The organism is Haemophilus sp. HMSC066A11, assembly GCF_001811665.1.
Lineage (GTDB): Bacteria > Pseudomonadota > Gammaproteobacteria > Enterobacterales > Pasteurellaceae > Haemophilus > Haemophilus influenzae.
On sequence record NZ_KV805878.1, the window covers coordinates 1 to 16538 of the forward strand.

The window sequence follows — 16538 nt, forward strand, 5'->3', positions numbered from 1 at the left end:
AAATCCCTTGCAAGTACTTTTTGCAAAAATTTTTGAAAAGCTCGACCGTTTGTTGAAAATACATACGTAAAATACATAATTCCGCCAACAAACGGTTGATTTTTGATCTCAATTTATAAATTAAAGTTTACTTAGATCAACCAAAGCCTCTGGTTTAATATCGACAATAGTACGATTGCTGGTTAATGTCATCGCTACGCGCATCTCTTTTTTGAAAATGTCGAGCATATTTTCAACACCTTGACGACCTGCTGCCCCTAAAGCATAAACAAATGCTCGACCTAACATTGTTGCATCTGCCCCTAATGCCAACATACGGACTATATCTAAACCATTGCGAATACCTGAATCGGCAATAATTTTAATATCCCCTTTCACTGCATCGGCAATCGGTGGCAACGCTCTTGCACTTGAAAGCACGCCATCTAACTGACGGCCACCGTGATTTGAAACGACAATTCCATCAGCACCGAAACGCACCGCATCTTTCGCATCTTCAGGGTCGAGAATGCCTTTAATGACCATTGGACCTTCCCAAAACTCACGGATCCACTCTAAATCTTTCCACGAAATTGATGGATCAAAGTTTTCTGTTAGCCAGCCAATATAGTCATCTAAACCTATTTGTCTACCCATATAAGTTGAAACATTACCCAAGGTGTGCGGTTTGCCTTTGATACCCACATCATACGCCCAGAATGGGTGTGTAAAGCCTTGTAATACACGGCGAATTTCTTTGTAAGGCCCACTCATACCTGAGTGCATATCACGATAACGCGCACCTGGAGTAGGCATATCGACCGTAAACACTAAAGTAGAACAGCCTGCTGCTTTCGCACGCTCAAGCGCGTTTTTCATAAAACCACGATCTTTTAACACATAAAGCTGAAACCACATTGGACGCTTAATCGCAGGGGCGACTTCTTCAATTGGACAGATCGATACTGTTGAAAGAGTAAACGGCACACCTTTATTGTCCGCCGCTTGTGCTGCTTGCACTTCTCCACGACGCGCATACATTCCGCACGCCCCAACTGGTGCAAGAATAGTTGGCATTGAAAGTTTTTCACCAAATAATTCTATACTAGTATCCAATTCAGACATATCTTTTAAGACACGTTGTCTTAAAGCAATATTTTCCAAATCACTCACATTACGCGCAAGTGTTTGCTCGGCATAAGAACCGCCATCGGCATAATGGAACATAAAGGGAGGAACACGGCGGCGCGCCGCTTCACGATAATCGCTAGCTGATGAAATAATCATTTTTACCTCTTTTATTCAATAAAATAGTGAGAAACCTGAGAGGCATTATAACACTATTTTAACAAATTCAATAAAAATCATAATTATTTTGAGAACTAGATCACAATTTATTTTAAAAAAGTGACATATAGAAATGATATAAGTAGAAAAATCACCTATAAAATTAGGAAAAATTGTGAATTTATCAATATCACACAATTAATCTATTAACTTTTAATCTATTTTGATTACTTCCAAAGATTCAAATCCCCATAGATGTAAAGCTTTTTTAAATTGAGATTCTTCGGGAAAATGTGCGGTGCAAAACATTTGATTATATTTTTCATTTTGCACTTGTAGATTTTTATCATCAAGTAAATATTTGATCCGTTTAGCAATTGCTGCACTCGGATCCATAAAATATTTAACTTGTGGCAAGCACAACTGAATTTCATCTTTGATGAGAGGAAAGTGAGTACAACCTAAAACTAATGTATCCAAATCTGCCATGCCTGCCCACGGAGATAATTCATCTTTTAAGCTAATTAGATCAACGGAATGACCACGAATTTTTTGCTCCGCAATTTCGACTAATTTTGTCGTTCCCAGTCTCTCAACAATACAATCTTGCGCAAATTTATCAATCAACTCATCGATATAATGACGTTTTACAGTCCCCTTTGTAGCTAATAAACCAATATGTTTTGTCTTTGTTATTTCTGATGCAGGTTTAATAGCGGGTACAGTCCCAATGATAGGAATATCAAAAGCAGCTCGCAAAGGCGGAAGCACAACTGTACTCGCTGTATTGCAAGCTATCACGATTGCATCTAATGGATAACGTTGATTAATAATCTGACACGCCGCTAAAGTGCGGTGAATAATACTTTCTTCTTTGCGTTCTGAATAAGGGAAACCGGCATTATCAAAACAATAGAGATAACGCCAATTTGGTAATAGTTTTTTGGCTTCACGGTATACGCTAAACCCACCCACTCCAGAGTCAAAAAAAAGTACAGTTGGGCGTTTTTCTTTTTTATCCATTTAAAACTCTTTGAAAATTGACCGCACTTTTAAGCGTTCGAGTAGATTTCTTTATTATTGAGCCAGCGACGGATTAGGCTTTCTGCCACATCAGGGTATTTTTGGATAAGTGATTTCGCATAATGTTGCACCGTTGGTATCATTTTTCTATCTCGCATTAAATTTGCTACTCGCAATTCAGCAATTCCCGTTTGTTTCGTTCCAAGTACTTCACCTGGCCCACGAATTTCTAAATCTTTTTCCGAAATAACAAACCCATCTTGGCTATCTCGTAGCACTTGCAAACGTTTTTGCGAAACTTTGCCGAGCGGAGGTTTATACATTAGTACACAAAAAGAAGCCGTGCTGCCTCGACCAACGCGCCCTCGTAACTGATGAAGCTGCGATAAACCTAAACGTTCTGCATTTTCGATAATCATCAAACTTGCATTCGGAACATCAACCCCCACTTCGATAACTGTCGTCGCCACCAATAAATCCAATTCTGCATTTTTAAAACGCATCATGACATCTTGTTTTTCTTGGGGTTTCATGCGCCCGTGCACTAAACCAATATTTAACATCGGTAACGCTTTCGTTAAATCTTCCCAAATCGCTTCAGCTGCTTGAGCTTCTAACACCTCTGATTCATCAATTAACGTACACACCCAATAGGCTTGACGTTTTTCATTAACACAAGCGTTTTTTACACGCATCACAATTTCAGTGCGACGTTCTTCAGAAACCACTACGGTTGTTATCGGCGTACGGCCTGGAGGCAATTCATCAATAATTGATGTATCCAAATCTGCATAGACGGTCATTGCCAACGTTCTTGGAATCGGTGTTGCCGTCATAATTAACTGATGGGGATAAAATCCTGCTTTTTCGCCTTTTTTACGCAACATTAATCGTTGATGCACCCCAAAACGATGTTGTTCATCAATAATCACTAATGCTAAGTCGGAAAACTCGACTTCTTCTTGGAATAAAGCATGCGTCCCCACCACCATTTGCACCGCACCAGTTTTGATTTTTTCAAGCTCTGCTTGTCTTGATTTTCCTTTTACTTTACCTGCCAACCAGCCAACTTCAATACCGAAAGGCTCAAACCACCGTCTAAAATTATTCGCATGCTGTTCTGCAAGAATTTCTGTTGGCGCCATTAAGGCGACTTGTTTGCCGTTATCAATTGCAGTTAAAGCAGCCAATGCGGCAACCAATGTTTTTCCCGAGCCCACATCCCCTTGCACTAAGCGCATCATCGGATAATCTTTGATAAGATCTTGTTCAATATCGGACACTACTCGCTTTTGCGCATTAGTGGGTTGAAATGGCAAGGTGGCTAAAAATCGCTGTTTTAAATCTGTTTGATAATGTAGCGGTAAGGCAGAAAATTGTTGCGTTCCTAACCGCACTTTTTGCATAGCTAAATTATGTGCTAGAAGCTCTTCAAAAATTAATCGTTGTTGTGCAGGATGCTTACCTTGCTCTAACATTTCTAATGAAATATCTGGCGGCGGACGATGCAATAATCCCAATGCCTCTTTTAAGCTATATTGATGTGGATTAAATTCATTAGGCAAAATTTCTGCAATCTGAACTTTGTCGAGTAATGCCAAAGCCTGATCCGTTAATTTTCGTAATGAATTTTGTTTTAGCCCTTCCGTTGTGGAATAAATCGGCGTTAGGGTTTCTTCCAATACTATGGGCGCATTATCTCGCACAATTTGATATTCTGGATGATGAATTTCTGGCATGTGACGCCCACGTTTTACCTCTCCAAAGGCCTTTACTCGCACGCCAACTTGAAAACTATTACGCATTCCCACATTAAAATTGAAAAAACGTAACATAATTTTCGATGTGCCGTCTGACAAACTTACCGATAAAATCGGGCGGCGGCCAAAAGCGACTTCACAGGTTTGTACAATTCCCTCTATAGTAAAATATTGTTCAGGGCGAAGATTAGCGATTGGCGTAATTCGCGTACGATCTTCATAGCGAATAGGTAAATGAAAGAGTAAATCCTGCAGGTTATGAATGCCGATTTTAGCCAGTTTATTAGAAATGGCAGCCCCCACACCAGAAAGGCTGGTCAAAGGCACGGCATCGAGAAGTTCAAGGCTCATAGCTCATTAATATTGCGTTTGACATTAACGACGCCAGTGATACCTTTAATGCGATGAACGATATTGGCAAGGTGTTTGATATCTTTTACACAAACCTGCAAAATCACAAGCAATAAATTGTTCTCTAATTCTTCCGTCCAAATATTTTGGAGACTGCTTTCGCTAGCTGAAATTGCGGTCATTAAACTAAGCAAGGCATTCTGCTCATTCAATATTTCTATTTGTAATTCAGCCTCAAAATTCACCGCACTTTGAACGTTATCCCATTTAGCCAACGATTGACGACAAGCATTTTTCAAACTTGCACAATGTTGATGGTGTACCACAACTGTATTTTTTTCTGTACAACATCCCACAATAGGATCGCCTAGGATTGGATGGCAACATTGCGCAAATTGTGTTTTACCCACTTGCATTGGTGCAATAGTGAGTATTTTTGATTCAAATTCGAGATTCTTAGTATTAGCAGATTCTAACGGCACGCCCACAAATTGATGCGCAATCATGGAGGCTGACTGATTACCTAAACCAATTTCTCGTAATAATTCATCTAAAGAAGAAAGGGCTAAAGCATCTAATACAGTGCTAATTTGTTGAATAGAAAAATCACCTAAATTATGCGGCTGTAATGCTACATTAAGCTCAACTTCGCCTAATTTCACCGCATCCTCTTCACAACGCTGTTTGAGATAATGGCGAATCCGTGTTTTCGCACGAGCCGTTACCACAAAATTTAACCATGCGACTTCAGGATGCGCATTTGGATCAGTAATGATATTGACTGTTTGCCCTGATTCAAGGGCTTTTGAAAGTGGATAAGGTTTATGCTCAACAGTCACGCCAACACAAGTATTCCCCACATCTGAATGCACAGCATAAGCGAAATCTACTGCTGTTGCGCCCATTGGTAATTCAACAATTCGACCTTTTGGCGTAAAAACATAAATTTCTTTCGGGAAAAACTCTGATTTTACATTCTCAATAAACTCAAACGAATTACCTACACTTTGTTGAATTTCGACCAAACTTTGCAACCAGCGTTGTACGCGGATTTGTGCGGTTGTACTGTCGTTTTTACCATTTTCTTTATAAACCCAATGCGCAGTAATGCCCATTTCAGCGACTTGTTCCATATCCTCAGTATGGATATGAACTTCTACGGGAACTCCTTTCGGCCCAATCATTGAAGTTTGCAAAGATTGATAGCCATTTGCTTTAGGTACCGCGATATAATCCTTAACTCGGCCTGGACGTGGCTTATAAAGATTATGCATTTGCCCCAAAACGCGATAACAATCATCAACATTTTTCACAATCACACGGAACGCATAAATATCCATAATAGAGTGGAATTCTTGATCCTTTATGCGCATTTTTTGATAGATCTTGTAAAGATGTTTTTCACGTCCCCACACTCGGGCAAAAATGCCTGCGTTTTCTAACCGCACTTTAATCTCTTGTGAAATACGTTCGATTAAATCTTGTCGATTACTCCGCGCCACATCAACGAGTTTTTTTAATACCTCATAACGATGTGGATGCATTGCTTGAAAAGATAAGTCTTCTAATTCATTTTTGATATGCTCAATACCTAAACGATGAGCAAGCGGACAATAGATTTCAAGCGTTTCTTTCGCAATACGGCGACGTTTATCTGGTCGTAACGAACCAAGCGTGCGCATATTATGCGTGCGGTCAGCAAGCTTGATTAACACAACGCGAATATCACGCGTCATCGCCAAAATCATTTTGCGAAAATTCTCGACTTGTGCTTCTTGGCGAGTACGAAATTTCAACTTATCGAGTTTTGATACACCGTCCACAATTTCAGCTACACTGGCACCGAACTCTTCTTTCAGTTGTTCTTCCGTATAAGGTGTATCTTCAATAACATCGTGCAAAAGCGCAGCCATTACCGCTTCGTGATCTAAGTGAAGTTGAGCAATAATGGAGGCTACCGCCACAGGATGGGTAATGTAAGGTTCGCCGCTGGAGCGAAATTGTCCTTCGTGCGCATCTCTTGCAATCAAAAACGCACGCTTGATGAGTTCAATTTTATCTGCGGGCAAATACCCTTGAATAATTCGATCTAAATCCGCAAACAGTTCCAAAGGAGACCTACTTATCGTTGAAAGAGAAAGTGCAGTTAAAATATCGTGATTTTTTACCGCACTTTTAAAATATTATTCTGTAATTAATGCAACAGCTGCTTCTTCCGTTTCTTGCACTTTCGCCATTTTTTGGAATTCTTGTGCATCCATAATATCTTGATTAATCAAACCTTTTTCGATTTCACGTAATGCGATTACTGTTGGTTTGTCATTATCTTCTGGCACTAACGGCACACTTTGGTTAAGTTGTAATTGTCTTGCACGACGTGCAGCCGTTAAAATTAAATCAAAACGGTTACCAATTTTTTCTACTGCATCTTGCACAGTAACACGAGCCATAATTTACTCCGATTTGTCAAAAATTACTCTATTGAAAGGGCGTTATAATACTCAATTTCGCCCTATTTTGCTAGTAGCTGTTGAATTAACATTGCATTTTGTTTTTGTTGATAATCTTTAGTTAAGCGTTCCGATTGCAAAATACTTTGTAAATCTTTTAATGTTTTCTCAAAATCATCATTCACAATGACATAATCATATTCGTCATAATGCGAAATTTCACTTATCGCTTTTGACATTCGTTCGGCAATAACCTCTTCACTATCTTGCCCACGACCAATTAAACGACGCTCTAATTCAGGCAATGAAGGCGGTAAAATAAAAATGCTTTTTACTGAAGGCACTTTTTTACGGATTTGTTGGGCACCCTGCCAATCAATATCTAAAAATACATCAATGCCTTTTGCTAAATTTTCTTCAATCGCAGGTAAAGAGGTTCCATAATAATTGCCACCAAAAACTTTGGCATATTCTAGAAATAAATCTTGTTCAATGAGTGATTCAAACTCTTCTTTTGATACAAAATAATAGTGTACGCCTTCAACTTCACCTGGGCGTGGGGCACGGGTCGTATGTGACACAGAAACCATTTTTTGAGTTGAACTATCTGATGCCAATAACGCAGAAATTAATGAAGATTTTCCTGCGCCACTTGGTGCAGATAAAATATAAAGATTACCTTGAGACATAGAATATTTAACCTTCTCTAACAACTTCAGTCTATTATGCAGATTTCTCTATAAAAAATCATCAAAAGTGCGGTGATTTTTTACGGTACTTTTTCATTCTAATGATGATTTGATATAGATCACAAAAAAGTAGTAGGGTTTATAGTTTTATAAAAATGCTCGTGCTATACTCTGTGCGTTGTCTTACTGAGTGAGCAGTATTACTCAAAGCAAACAGATTTGTTTAACTTAAATAAAAGGTGAAAATCTTATGGCAATTAAAATTGGTATCAATGGTTTTGGTCGTATCGGCCGTATCGTATTCCGTGCAGCACAACATCGTGATGACATTGAAGTTGTAGGTATTAACGACTTAATCGACGTTGAATACATGGCTTATATGTTGAAATATGATTCAACTCACGGTCGTTTCGACGGCACTGTTGAAGTGAAAGATGGTAACTTAGTGGTTAATGGTAAAACTATCCGTGTCACTGCAGAACGTGATCCAGCAAACTTAAACTGGGGTGCAATCGGTGTTGATATCGCTGTTGAAGCGACTGGTTTATTCTTAACTGATGAAACTGCTCGTAAACATATCACTGCAGGCGCAAAAAAAGTTGTATTAACTGGCCCATCTAAAGATGCAACCCCTATGTTCGTTCGTGGTGTAAACTTCAACGCATACGCAGGTCAAGATATCGTTTCTAACGCATCTTGTACAACAAACTGTTTAGCTCCTTTAGCACGTGTTGTTCATGAAACTTTCGGTATCAAAGATGGTTTAATGACCACTGTTCACGCAACGACTGCAACTCAAAAAACTGTGGATGGTCCATCAGCTAAAGACTGGCGCGGCGGCCGCGGTGCATCACAAAACATCATTCCATCTTCAACAGGTGCAGCGAAAGCAGTAGGTAAAGTATTACCTGCATTAAACGGTAAATTAACTGGTATGGCTTTCCGTGTTCCAACGCCAAACGTATCTGTTGTTGATTTAACAGTTAATCTTGAAAAACCAGCTTCTTATGATGCAATCAAACAAGCAATCAAAGATGCAGCGGAAGGTAAAACGTTCAATGGCGAATTAAAAGGCGTATTAGGTTACACTGAAGATGCTGTTGTTTCTACTGACTTCAACGGTTGTGCTTTAACTTCTGTATTTGATGCAGAAGCAGGTATCGCATTAACAGATTCTTTCGTTAAATTGGTATCTTGGTACGATAACGAAACGGGTTACTCAAACAAAGTATTAGACTTAGTAGCTCATATCTACAACTACAAAGGCTAGTTAAAACTTTGAAAAAATTAACCGCTCTTCAGAGCGGTTTTTTATTATCTAGAATTTAGTTTACGCTCTAAAAATGAACAAGGGATCACTAAAAATAATTTAAAACAATCAATATTCTTCTAGCTTTTATTCCTATTTAAGATTATATTAGCGCACAACTGTTCGCTCAATGAAATCAAAAAATAGGGTTAATATGAATCTCGATCTCCATTTTGTTCATCGTATTCAACAACAAGCCAAGACTCGTGCAAATATGACCGCACTTCGCTATAAAGAACACGGCTTGTGGCGAGACATTTCTTGGAAAAATTTTCAAGAGCAACTCAATCAACTTTCTCGAGCATTGCTTACTCACAATATTGACGTACAAGATAAAATCGCCATTTTTGCCCATAATATGGAACGTTGGACAATCGCTGACATTGCAACCTTACAAATTCGAGCAATCACAGTGCCTATTTACTCAACCAATACAGCCCAGCAAGCAGAATTTATCCTAAATCACGCCGATGTAAAAATTCTCTTCGTCGGCGATCAAGAGCAATACGATCAAGCATTGGAAATTGCTCATCATTATCCAAAATTACAAAAAATTGTGGCAATGAAATCTACAATTCAATTACAACAAGATCCTCTTTCTTGCACTTGGGAAAGTTTTATTGAAACAGGTTCAAACGCCCAACAAGATGAACTGACTCAACGCTTAAACCAAAAACAATTATCGGATTTATTTACGATTATTTATACCTCAGGCACAACGGGAGAGCCTAAAGGTGTCATGTTAGATTACGCTAATCTCGCGCATCAATTAGAAACGCACGATCTTTCACTTAATGTGACAGATCAGGATATTTCACTTTCTTTTTTACCATTCTCTCATATTTTTGAACGGGCATGGGCGGCTTATATTCTTCATAGAGGCGCAATACTTTGCTATTTAGAAGACACCAATCAAGTACGGTCAGCTTTAACGGAAATTCGCCCAACTTTAATGTGTGCCGTCCCACGTTTTTACGAAAAAATTTATGCAGCCGTGCTGGATAAAGTTCAAAAAGCACCAAAACTTCGCCAAATAATGTTCCATTGGACAATTTCTGTAGGACAAAAACATTTTGATTTACGTGCGAATAACAAAGCTATTCCGTTCTTATTGAAGAAACAATTTGCTTTAGCGGATAAATTAGTACTCTCAAAACTTCGCCAATTATTGGGTGGGCGTATAAAAATGATGCCTTGCGGAGGAGCAAAATTAGAACCGGCTATTGGGTTATTTTTCCACGCCATTGGTATCAACATCAAATTAGGCTATGGCATGACAGAAACAACCGCAACCGTTTCTTGCTGGCATGATTTCCAATTTAACCCAAATTCAATCGGCACACTCATGCCAAAAGCGGAAGTTAAAATTGGGGAAAATAATGAAATCCTCGTGCGTGGCAAAATGGTAATGAAAGGCTATTACAAGAAGCCAGAAGAAACGGCTCAAGCCTTCACAAAAGATGGTTTCTTAAAAACTGGCGATGCGGGAGAGTTTGACGAACAAGGAAATTTATTTATTACCGATCGTATCAAAGAATTAATGAAAACCTCAAACGGTAAATATATCGCGCCACAATATATCGAAAGCAAAATCGGTAAAGATAAATTTATCGAACAAATTGCAATCATCGCAGATGCGAAAAAATATGTGTCCGCACTGATTGTGCCTTGCTTTGATAGTTTGGAAGAGTACGCTAAACAGATCAATATTAAATATCATGACCGTTTAGAATTATTAAAAAATTCTGACATTCTGAAAATGTTTGAGCAACGTATTAATGCGGTGCAAAAAGAATTGGCTCACTTTGAGCAAGTAAAGAAATTCACGCTACTCTCTCAAGCATTCAGCATTAAATTAGGCGAAATTACACCAACATTAAAATTGCGTAGAAAAGTGATTTTGGAACGTTATCGCAAGCAAATTGAAGCAATGTATCATTCACAAGAAGCATAACCAAAAGGCTCTCAATTGAGAGCCTTTCTTTTCTAATTATTCAGGAAACTTTTCTTCTAAAATCAATGCAAGTCCATCTTCATTATTGGTTGCCGTAATCACATTTGCCGCTTGTTTAATTTCATCTGGCGCATTTCCCATTGCCACCCCAAGTCCTGCGTGTTGTAGCATATCCAAATCATTAAAATTATCGCCAAATGCAATCACTTCATTGGTTTGTACGCCAAAATAATCTTCCAAAAAACGCACCGCACTTCCTTTGGTTGCATTCTTGTGCATTACCTCTAAAAAATTAGCGTGGGAACGGCAAATACTTAAATGTGGAAATTTTTTCTTTAAAAGAACTTCAATCTCAATGATTTCTTCTGCTTCCCCAATAATTTGAATTTTATGTGGCGAACTTGTCGCTACTTCATCAAAAGGATGAATCTCAATTTTGGTCACGCTGCATTCATAAATCACCCATTTATTTTCTACGTCACGAGCATGGCAATCATTATTTGTATAATAATTCACGCCAAGCAAAGGATGTTCCGCCAAAACGGTATTAATCTCTAAAATATCTTTTGGATCGATTTGTACGCTATAAATTGGTTCGAGATTTTGGTTCAAAATAAGCGCGCCACTAAATGCAACAAGCACATTATTCGTTTCAAGCTGTTTCCAATAAGGCAAAATACCTAGAGGAGAACGCGCCGAAATTGGCACAAAAGGAATGCCATTCGCCGTTAAACGCTTAATTACCGCAACAGTTCGAGGGGAAATGGTATGTTGAGAGGTTAATAAGGTGCCATCAAAATCACTAAATACTGCTTTATACATCATTACTCCGAATAAAGATTATTTCTCTGCTAAATAAGGATCATCAAAGCCTAATCCTTGCATAATTTGGGTTTCTAAACTTTCCATTTCTTCCGCTTCATCGTCTTCAATATGATCATAACCGAGTAAATGTAAACAACCATGCACGACCATATGCGCCCAATGCGCCATTAATGGTTTCTCTTGTTCTGCAGCTTCTCGCTCCACGACTTGACGACAAATAACGAGATCCCCTAACAATGGCAACTCCACCTCATCGGGGCATTCAAATGGAAATGAAAGCACGTTAGTCGGGCGATCCTTTCCACGATAAGTTAAATTTAATTCATGGCTTTCGGCTTCATCCACAATACGCACCGTCATTTCGACTTCATTCCCTTCTGGTTGAACAGCACCTGTTGCCCACTGCACAATCTGCTCTTCTGTTGGCAAACCCTCTATATTTTCTGTGGCAATTTGCAAATCAACCAATACACTTCCCATTCTATTCTCCTAAATTCTTTTCAATTTCTAACCGCACTTTTGCACTTATTGAATACATATAACAAACGGGTGGGCTTATGACCACTTTTGTATGTATAAAAATGAGGGGAATTATACAATAATAAACCCACCAATCCCCTAAATTTAGATTACATAATTTATGTTTACCGCTAATTTACTCTATTTTTAACATACAAAGAGACAAATCACGCTATTTCCTTAATCAACACAAAACCTCAAATCTCTCGCTCTTAGTTGGGGTTAATTGTGAAGTCGTGGATGTCCGCTATAAATATTTCCTTTTCCTTCCCTAGCAAAACCAATTAAAGTCAAATTATGTTTTTCTGCCATTGTTACTGCTAAATCCGTTGCGGCGGAAATCGTGACTAACATTTCCACCCCGCAAGCCACTGTTTTTTGCACCATTTCATAACTCGCTCGACTGGAGGCTAAAATAAAACCTCTAGGCTTACCCGATTTTGCGTGCCAACCAAGCAATTTATCTAACGCAACGTGGCGACCTACATCTTCGTAAATAGCTAACATATTTCCATATAAATCGAAAAATGCACAAGCATGGGTAGCACCAGTTTTACATCCAAGTAATTGATTTTTTTGAAGATCAATAAGACAACTATCTAGCAAATCTAAATCAAATTGAAAAGTACAGTCTAATTTTGGAAAAGTTTTATATACTTGATTCAATTGTTCTGTACCACAAATACCACAGCCTGTACGCCCCGTAAGATTACGACGATGCTCTTTTAATGCCATAAATTTACGGCTGGAAAGTTCAATTTGCACTTCAATACCATTGCAAACTTCTACAACATCAATGCCATAAATATCTTCTGGTTTATCAATAATTCCCTCTGTTATAGAAAAGCCTAAAGCAAAATCCTCTAAATTGTTTGGGGAACACATCATAACTGCGTGAGAAATCCCGTTATATACTAAAGAAACTGGCATCTCAACAGCCAGTATGTCCTCTTTTTGTTGCAAAAGTGCGGTCAATTTTTCTGTATTTTTTGTCTTTCTAAAAAAGTTGATAGTTTGTAGAACCCAGCACTGCATTTATTACCCGTCCATTAGTTAAATGTGAAAAATCTGTTAAATTATTTTTATATTTATGATCTAGATCACAATATTTGTTGAAGCTAATGTCATTTGATTATGGATTTATCGTTAAAAAATCATTATCCTAGCTACCCAATAAATCAGCGTTTTTTCGATGATTTATATACTAGAGAGTGTTATTTTAACGAAATCAACATAATCTAGCTACTAAACGAATTTTATTACTATCTATAATATCTCAACAACTTGTTGTTGAAAGGAGTGATTATGCAGGTCTCAAGAAGAAAATTCTTCAAGATCTGTGCAGGAGGTATGGCGGGAACGTCAGCTGCAATGTTGGGCTTTGCTCCAGCAAATGTATTAGCTGCACCACGCGAATATAAATTATTACGTGCGTTTGAATCCCGTAACACCTGTACATACTGCGCTGTAAGTTGCGGTATGTTGTTATATAGCACAGGCAAACCTTACAATTCATTAAGCAGCCATACTGGCACAAATACTCGTTCAAAACTCTTTCATATTGAAGGCGATCCAGATCACCCAGTCAGTCGAGGTGCACTTTGCCCGAAAGGTGCTGGCGCACTCGATTATGTCAATAGTGAAAGCCGTTCTTTATATCCTCAATATCGTGCGCCCGGTTCTGATAAATGGGAACGAATTTCTTGGAAAGATGCCATTAAACGTATTGCTCGTTTAATGAAAGATGACCGAGATGCCAACTTTGTTGAAAAAGATGCAAGTGGAAAAACGGTTAATCGTTGGGCAACGACAGGAATTATGACTGCATCAGCAATGAGCAATGAAGCTGCGTTATTAACGCAAAAGTGGATTCGAATGCTCGGTATGGTGCCAGTATGTAACCAAGCGAATACTTGACACGGACCAACGGTAGCAAGTCTTGCTCCATCATTTGGTCGCGGTGCCATGACAAATAACTGGGTTGATATTAAAAATGCCAACTTAATCATCGTTCAAGGCGGTAACCCTGCTGAAGCCCATCCTGTTGGCTTCCGTTGGGCAATTGAAGCGAAGAAAAACGGTGCGAAAATCATCGTTATTGATCCGCGTTTTAACCGTACAGCATCCGTTGCAGATTTACACGCGCCAATTCGTTCTGGTTCTGATATTACGTTCTTAATGGGCGTGATCCGTTACCTATTGGAAACAAATCAAATTCAACACGAATATGTTAAACACTATACCAATGCTTCATTCTTAATTGATGAAGGTTTCAAATTTGAAGACGGTTTATTTGTAGGTTACAACGAAGAAAAACGTAACTACGATAAATCTAAATGGAACTACCAATTTGATGAAAATGGTCACGCTAAACGTGATATGACATTACAACATCCTCGTTGTGTCATTAACATCTTAAAAGAGCACGTTTCTCGTTATACCCCAGAAATGGTTGAGCGTATTACAGGTGTAAAACAAAAACTCTTCTTACAAATCTGTGAAGAAATTGGTAAAACCTCAGTACCAAATAAAACGATGACGCATCTATATGCATTAGGTTTTACAGAGCATTCAATCGGTACACAAAATATTCGCTCAATGGCGATAATCCAATTACTTTTAGGTAATATGGGGATGCCAGGTGGCGGTATTAACGCATTACGTGGACACTCCAATGTTCAAGGTACGACAGATATGGGCTTATTGCCAATGTCTTTACCAGGTTATATGCGTTTGCCAAACGATAAAGATACCTCTTACGATCAATACATTAACGCAATTACACCAAAAGATATCGTTCCAAACCAAGTGAACTATTATCGTCATACTTCAAAATTCTTTGTCAGTATGATGAAAACTTTCTACGGAGATAATGCCACTAAGGAAAATGGCTGGGGATTCGATTTCTTACCAAAAGCAGATCGCTTATATGATCCGATTACTCACGTTAAATTGATGAATGAAGGCAAATTACACGGTTGGATTTTACAAGGTTTTAACGTATTAAATGCACTGCCAAATAAAAATAAAACGTTATCTAGTATGAGTAAACTGAAATACTTAGTCGTTATGGATCCATTACAAACTGAATCATCAGAATTTTGGAGAAATTTTGGTGAGTCAAATGATGTAAATCCTGCGGAAATTCAAACAGAAGTTTTCCGTTTACCAACTACTTGTTTCGCAGAAGAAGACGGATCAATCGTTAATTCTGGTCGCTGGGCTCAATGGCACTGGAAAGGTTGCGATCAACCGGGAGAAGCCTTACCTGATGTTGATATTCTTTCTATGCTACGCGAAGAAATGCACGAACTTTATAAAAAAGAGGGTGGTCAAGGCATTAAATCTTTTGAAGCAATGACTTGGAATTATGCTCAACCACACTCACCAAGTGCGGTTGAATTAGCCAAAGAATTAAATGGTTATGCACTTGAAGATCTTTATGATCCAAACGGTAACTTGATGTACAAGAAAGGTCAATTACTCAATGGATTTGCACATTTACGTGATGATGGTACAACAACATCAGGTAACTGGTTATATGTTGGTCAATGGACTGAAAAAGGCAACCAAACTGCTAATCGCGATAATTCAGATCCATCGGGTTTAGGTTGTACTATTGGCTGGGGCTTTGCATGGCCTGCAAACCGCCGCGTACTTTATAGCCGTGCATCATTAGATATCAATGGTAATCCTTGGGATAAAAACCGCCAATTAATCAAATGGAACGGTAAAAACTGGAACTGGTTTGATATTGCTGACTACGGTACGCAACCACCAGGTTCTGATACTGGGCCGTTCATTATGTCCGCAGAAGGCGTAGGACGTTTATTTGCCGTTGATAAAATTGCAAATGGCCCAATGCCAGAACACTATGAACCAGTTGAAAGCCCAATTGATACAAACCCATTTCATCCAAATGTAGTAACCGATCCAACTTTACGTATCTATAAAGAAGATCGTGAATTTATTGGTTCAAATAAAGAGTATCCATTTGTAGCAACAACTTATCGTTTAACCGAGCATTTCCACAGCTGGACTGCACAATCTGCATTAAATATCGTCGCACAACCACAACAATTTGTGGAAATTGGCGAAAAATTAGCGGCAGAAAAAGGCATCCAAAAAGGCGATATGGTAAAAATTACTTCTCGTCGTGGCTATATTAAAGCGGTCGCCGTGGTTACAAAACGTCTTAAAGATCTCGAAATTGATGGACGTGTCGTACACCATATAGGTCTTCCAATTCACTGGAATATGAAGGCATTAAATGGCAAAGGTAACCGTGGATTCTCTACGAATACCTTAACACCATCTTGGGGTGAGGCAATCACGCAAACACCAGAATACAAAACATTCTTGGTAAATATTGAAAAAGTTGGGGAGGCATAA

Annotated in this window: 12 protein-coding genes; 3 read left to right on the plus strand and 9 right to left on the minus strand. The window is 38.6% G+C overall.

Annotated elements, in window-relative coordinates:
• Window positions 1-120 precede the first annotated feature (120 nt).
• From lldD to gmk, 6 genes are all read right to left on the minus strand, one after another.
• The gene (gene lldD, locus HMPREF2813_RS06830) at window positions 121-1266 is read right to left on the minus strand and encodes an FMN-dependent L-lactate dehydrogenase LldD (protein WP_011272772.1); all 1146 of its coding nucleotides are present in this window, start codon (window positions 1264-1266) and stop codon (window positions 121-123) included.
• Window positions 1267-1479: 213 nt separating this feature from the next.
• Window positions 1480-2289 carry a glutamate racemase gene (murI, locus tag HMPREF2813_RS06835; RefSeq protein ID WP_014550641.1) on the minus strand — a complete coding sequence of 270 codons (810 nt, stop codon included), beginning with the start codon at window positions 2287-2289 and terminating at the stop codon, window positions 1480-1482.
• A gap of 29 nt (window positions 2290-2318) precedes the next feature.
• Window positions 2319-4400, minus strand: coding sequence for an ATP-dependent DNA helicase RecG (gene recG, locus HMPREF2813_RS06840; RefSeq protein WP_014550640.1), 2082 nt, complete (start codon window positions 4398-4400; stop codon window positions 2319-2321).
• On the minus strand, window positions 4397-6511 hold the full coding sequence (spoT, locus tag HMPREF2813_RS06845; RefSeq protein ID WP_014550639.1) for a bifunctional GTP diphosphokinase/guanosine-3',5'-bis pyrophosphate 3'-pyrophosphohydrolase: 2115 nt from the start codon (window positions 6509-6511) through the stop codon (window positions 4397-4399). Before spoT ends, recG begins: the two co-directional genes overlap by 4 nt.
• 72 nt (window positions 6512-6583) lie before the next feature.
• Complete coding sequence (gene rpoZ, locus HMPREF2813_RS06850) at window positions 6584-6850, minus strand: DNA-directed RNA polymerase subunit omega (RefSeq protein ID WP_005649900.1); 267 nt, start codon at window positions 6848-6850, stop codon at window positions 6584-6586.
• A gap of 62 nt (window positions 6851-6912) precedes the next feature.
• Window positions 6913-7539, minus strand: a complete 627-nt coding sequence (gene gmk, locus HMPREF2813_RS06855) for a guanylate kinase (protein ID WP_005649899.1) — start codon at window positions 7537-7539, stop codon at window positions 6913-6915.
• Window positions 7540-7789: 250 nt separating this feature from the next.
• Here gmk and gap point away from each other — a divergent pair, with 250 nt between their 5' ends.
• A complete protein-coding gene (gene gap / locus HMPREF2813_RS06860; protein ID WP_005649897.1) occupies window positions 7790-8809 on the plus strand; it encodes a type I glyceraldehyde-3-phosphate dehydrogenase in 1020 nt (339 codons plus the stop codon).
• 193 nt (window positions 8810-9002) lie between these two features.
• Window positions 9003-10802, plus strand: a complete 1800-nt coding sequence (locus HMPREF2813_RS06865; RefSeq protein WP_041174616.1) for an AMP-dependent synthetase/ligase — start codon at window positions 9003-9005, stop codon at window positions 10800-10802.
• Between the two features lie 36 nt (window positions 10803-10838).
• Here the strand turns inward: HMPREF2813_RS06865 and HMPREF2813_RS06870 are convergent, their stop codons facing one another.
• From HMPREF2813_RS06870 to fdhD, 3 genes are all read right to left on the minus strand, one after another.
• Entirely contained in the window at window positions 10839-11624 is a 786-nt protein-coding gene (locus HMPREF2813_RS06870) for a Cof-type HAD-IIB family hydrolase (RefSeq protein ID WP_038440983.1), read from the minus strand.
• An 18-nt stretch (window positions 11625-11642) separates the two neighbouring features.
• Window positions 11643-12107, minus strand: coding sequence for an rRNA maturation RNase YbeY (gene ybeY, locus HMPREF2813_RS06875; protein WP_011271775.1), 465 nt, complete (start codon window positions 12105-12107; stop codon window positions 11643-11645).
• A 261-nt stretch (window positions 12108-12368) separates the two neighbouring features.
• A complete protein-coding gene (gene fdhD, locus HMPREF2813_RS06880; protein WP_014550637.1) occupies window positions 12369-13181 on the minus strand; it encodes a formate dehydrogenase accessory sulfurtransferase FdhD in 813 nt (270 codons plus the stop codon).
• Window positions 13182-13451: 270 nt separating this feature from the next.
• On the opposite strand from fdhD, the gene fdnG reads away from it, so the two are divergent.
• Window positions 13452-16538: a formate dehydrogenase-N subunit alpha gene (fdnG, locus tag HMPREF2813_RS06890; protein ID WP_014550636.1), complete on the plus strand. Its 3087-nt coding sequence runs from the start codon at window positions 13452-13454 to the stop codon at window positions 16536-16538.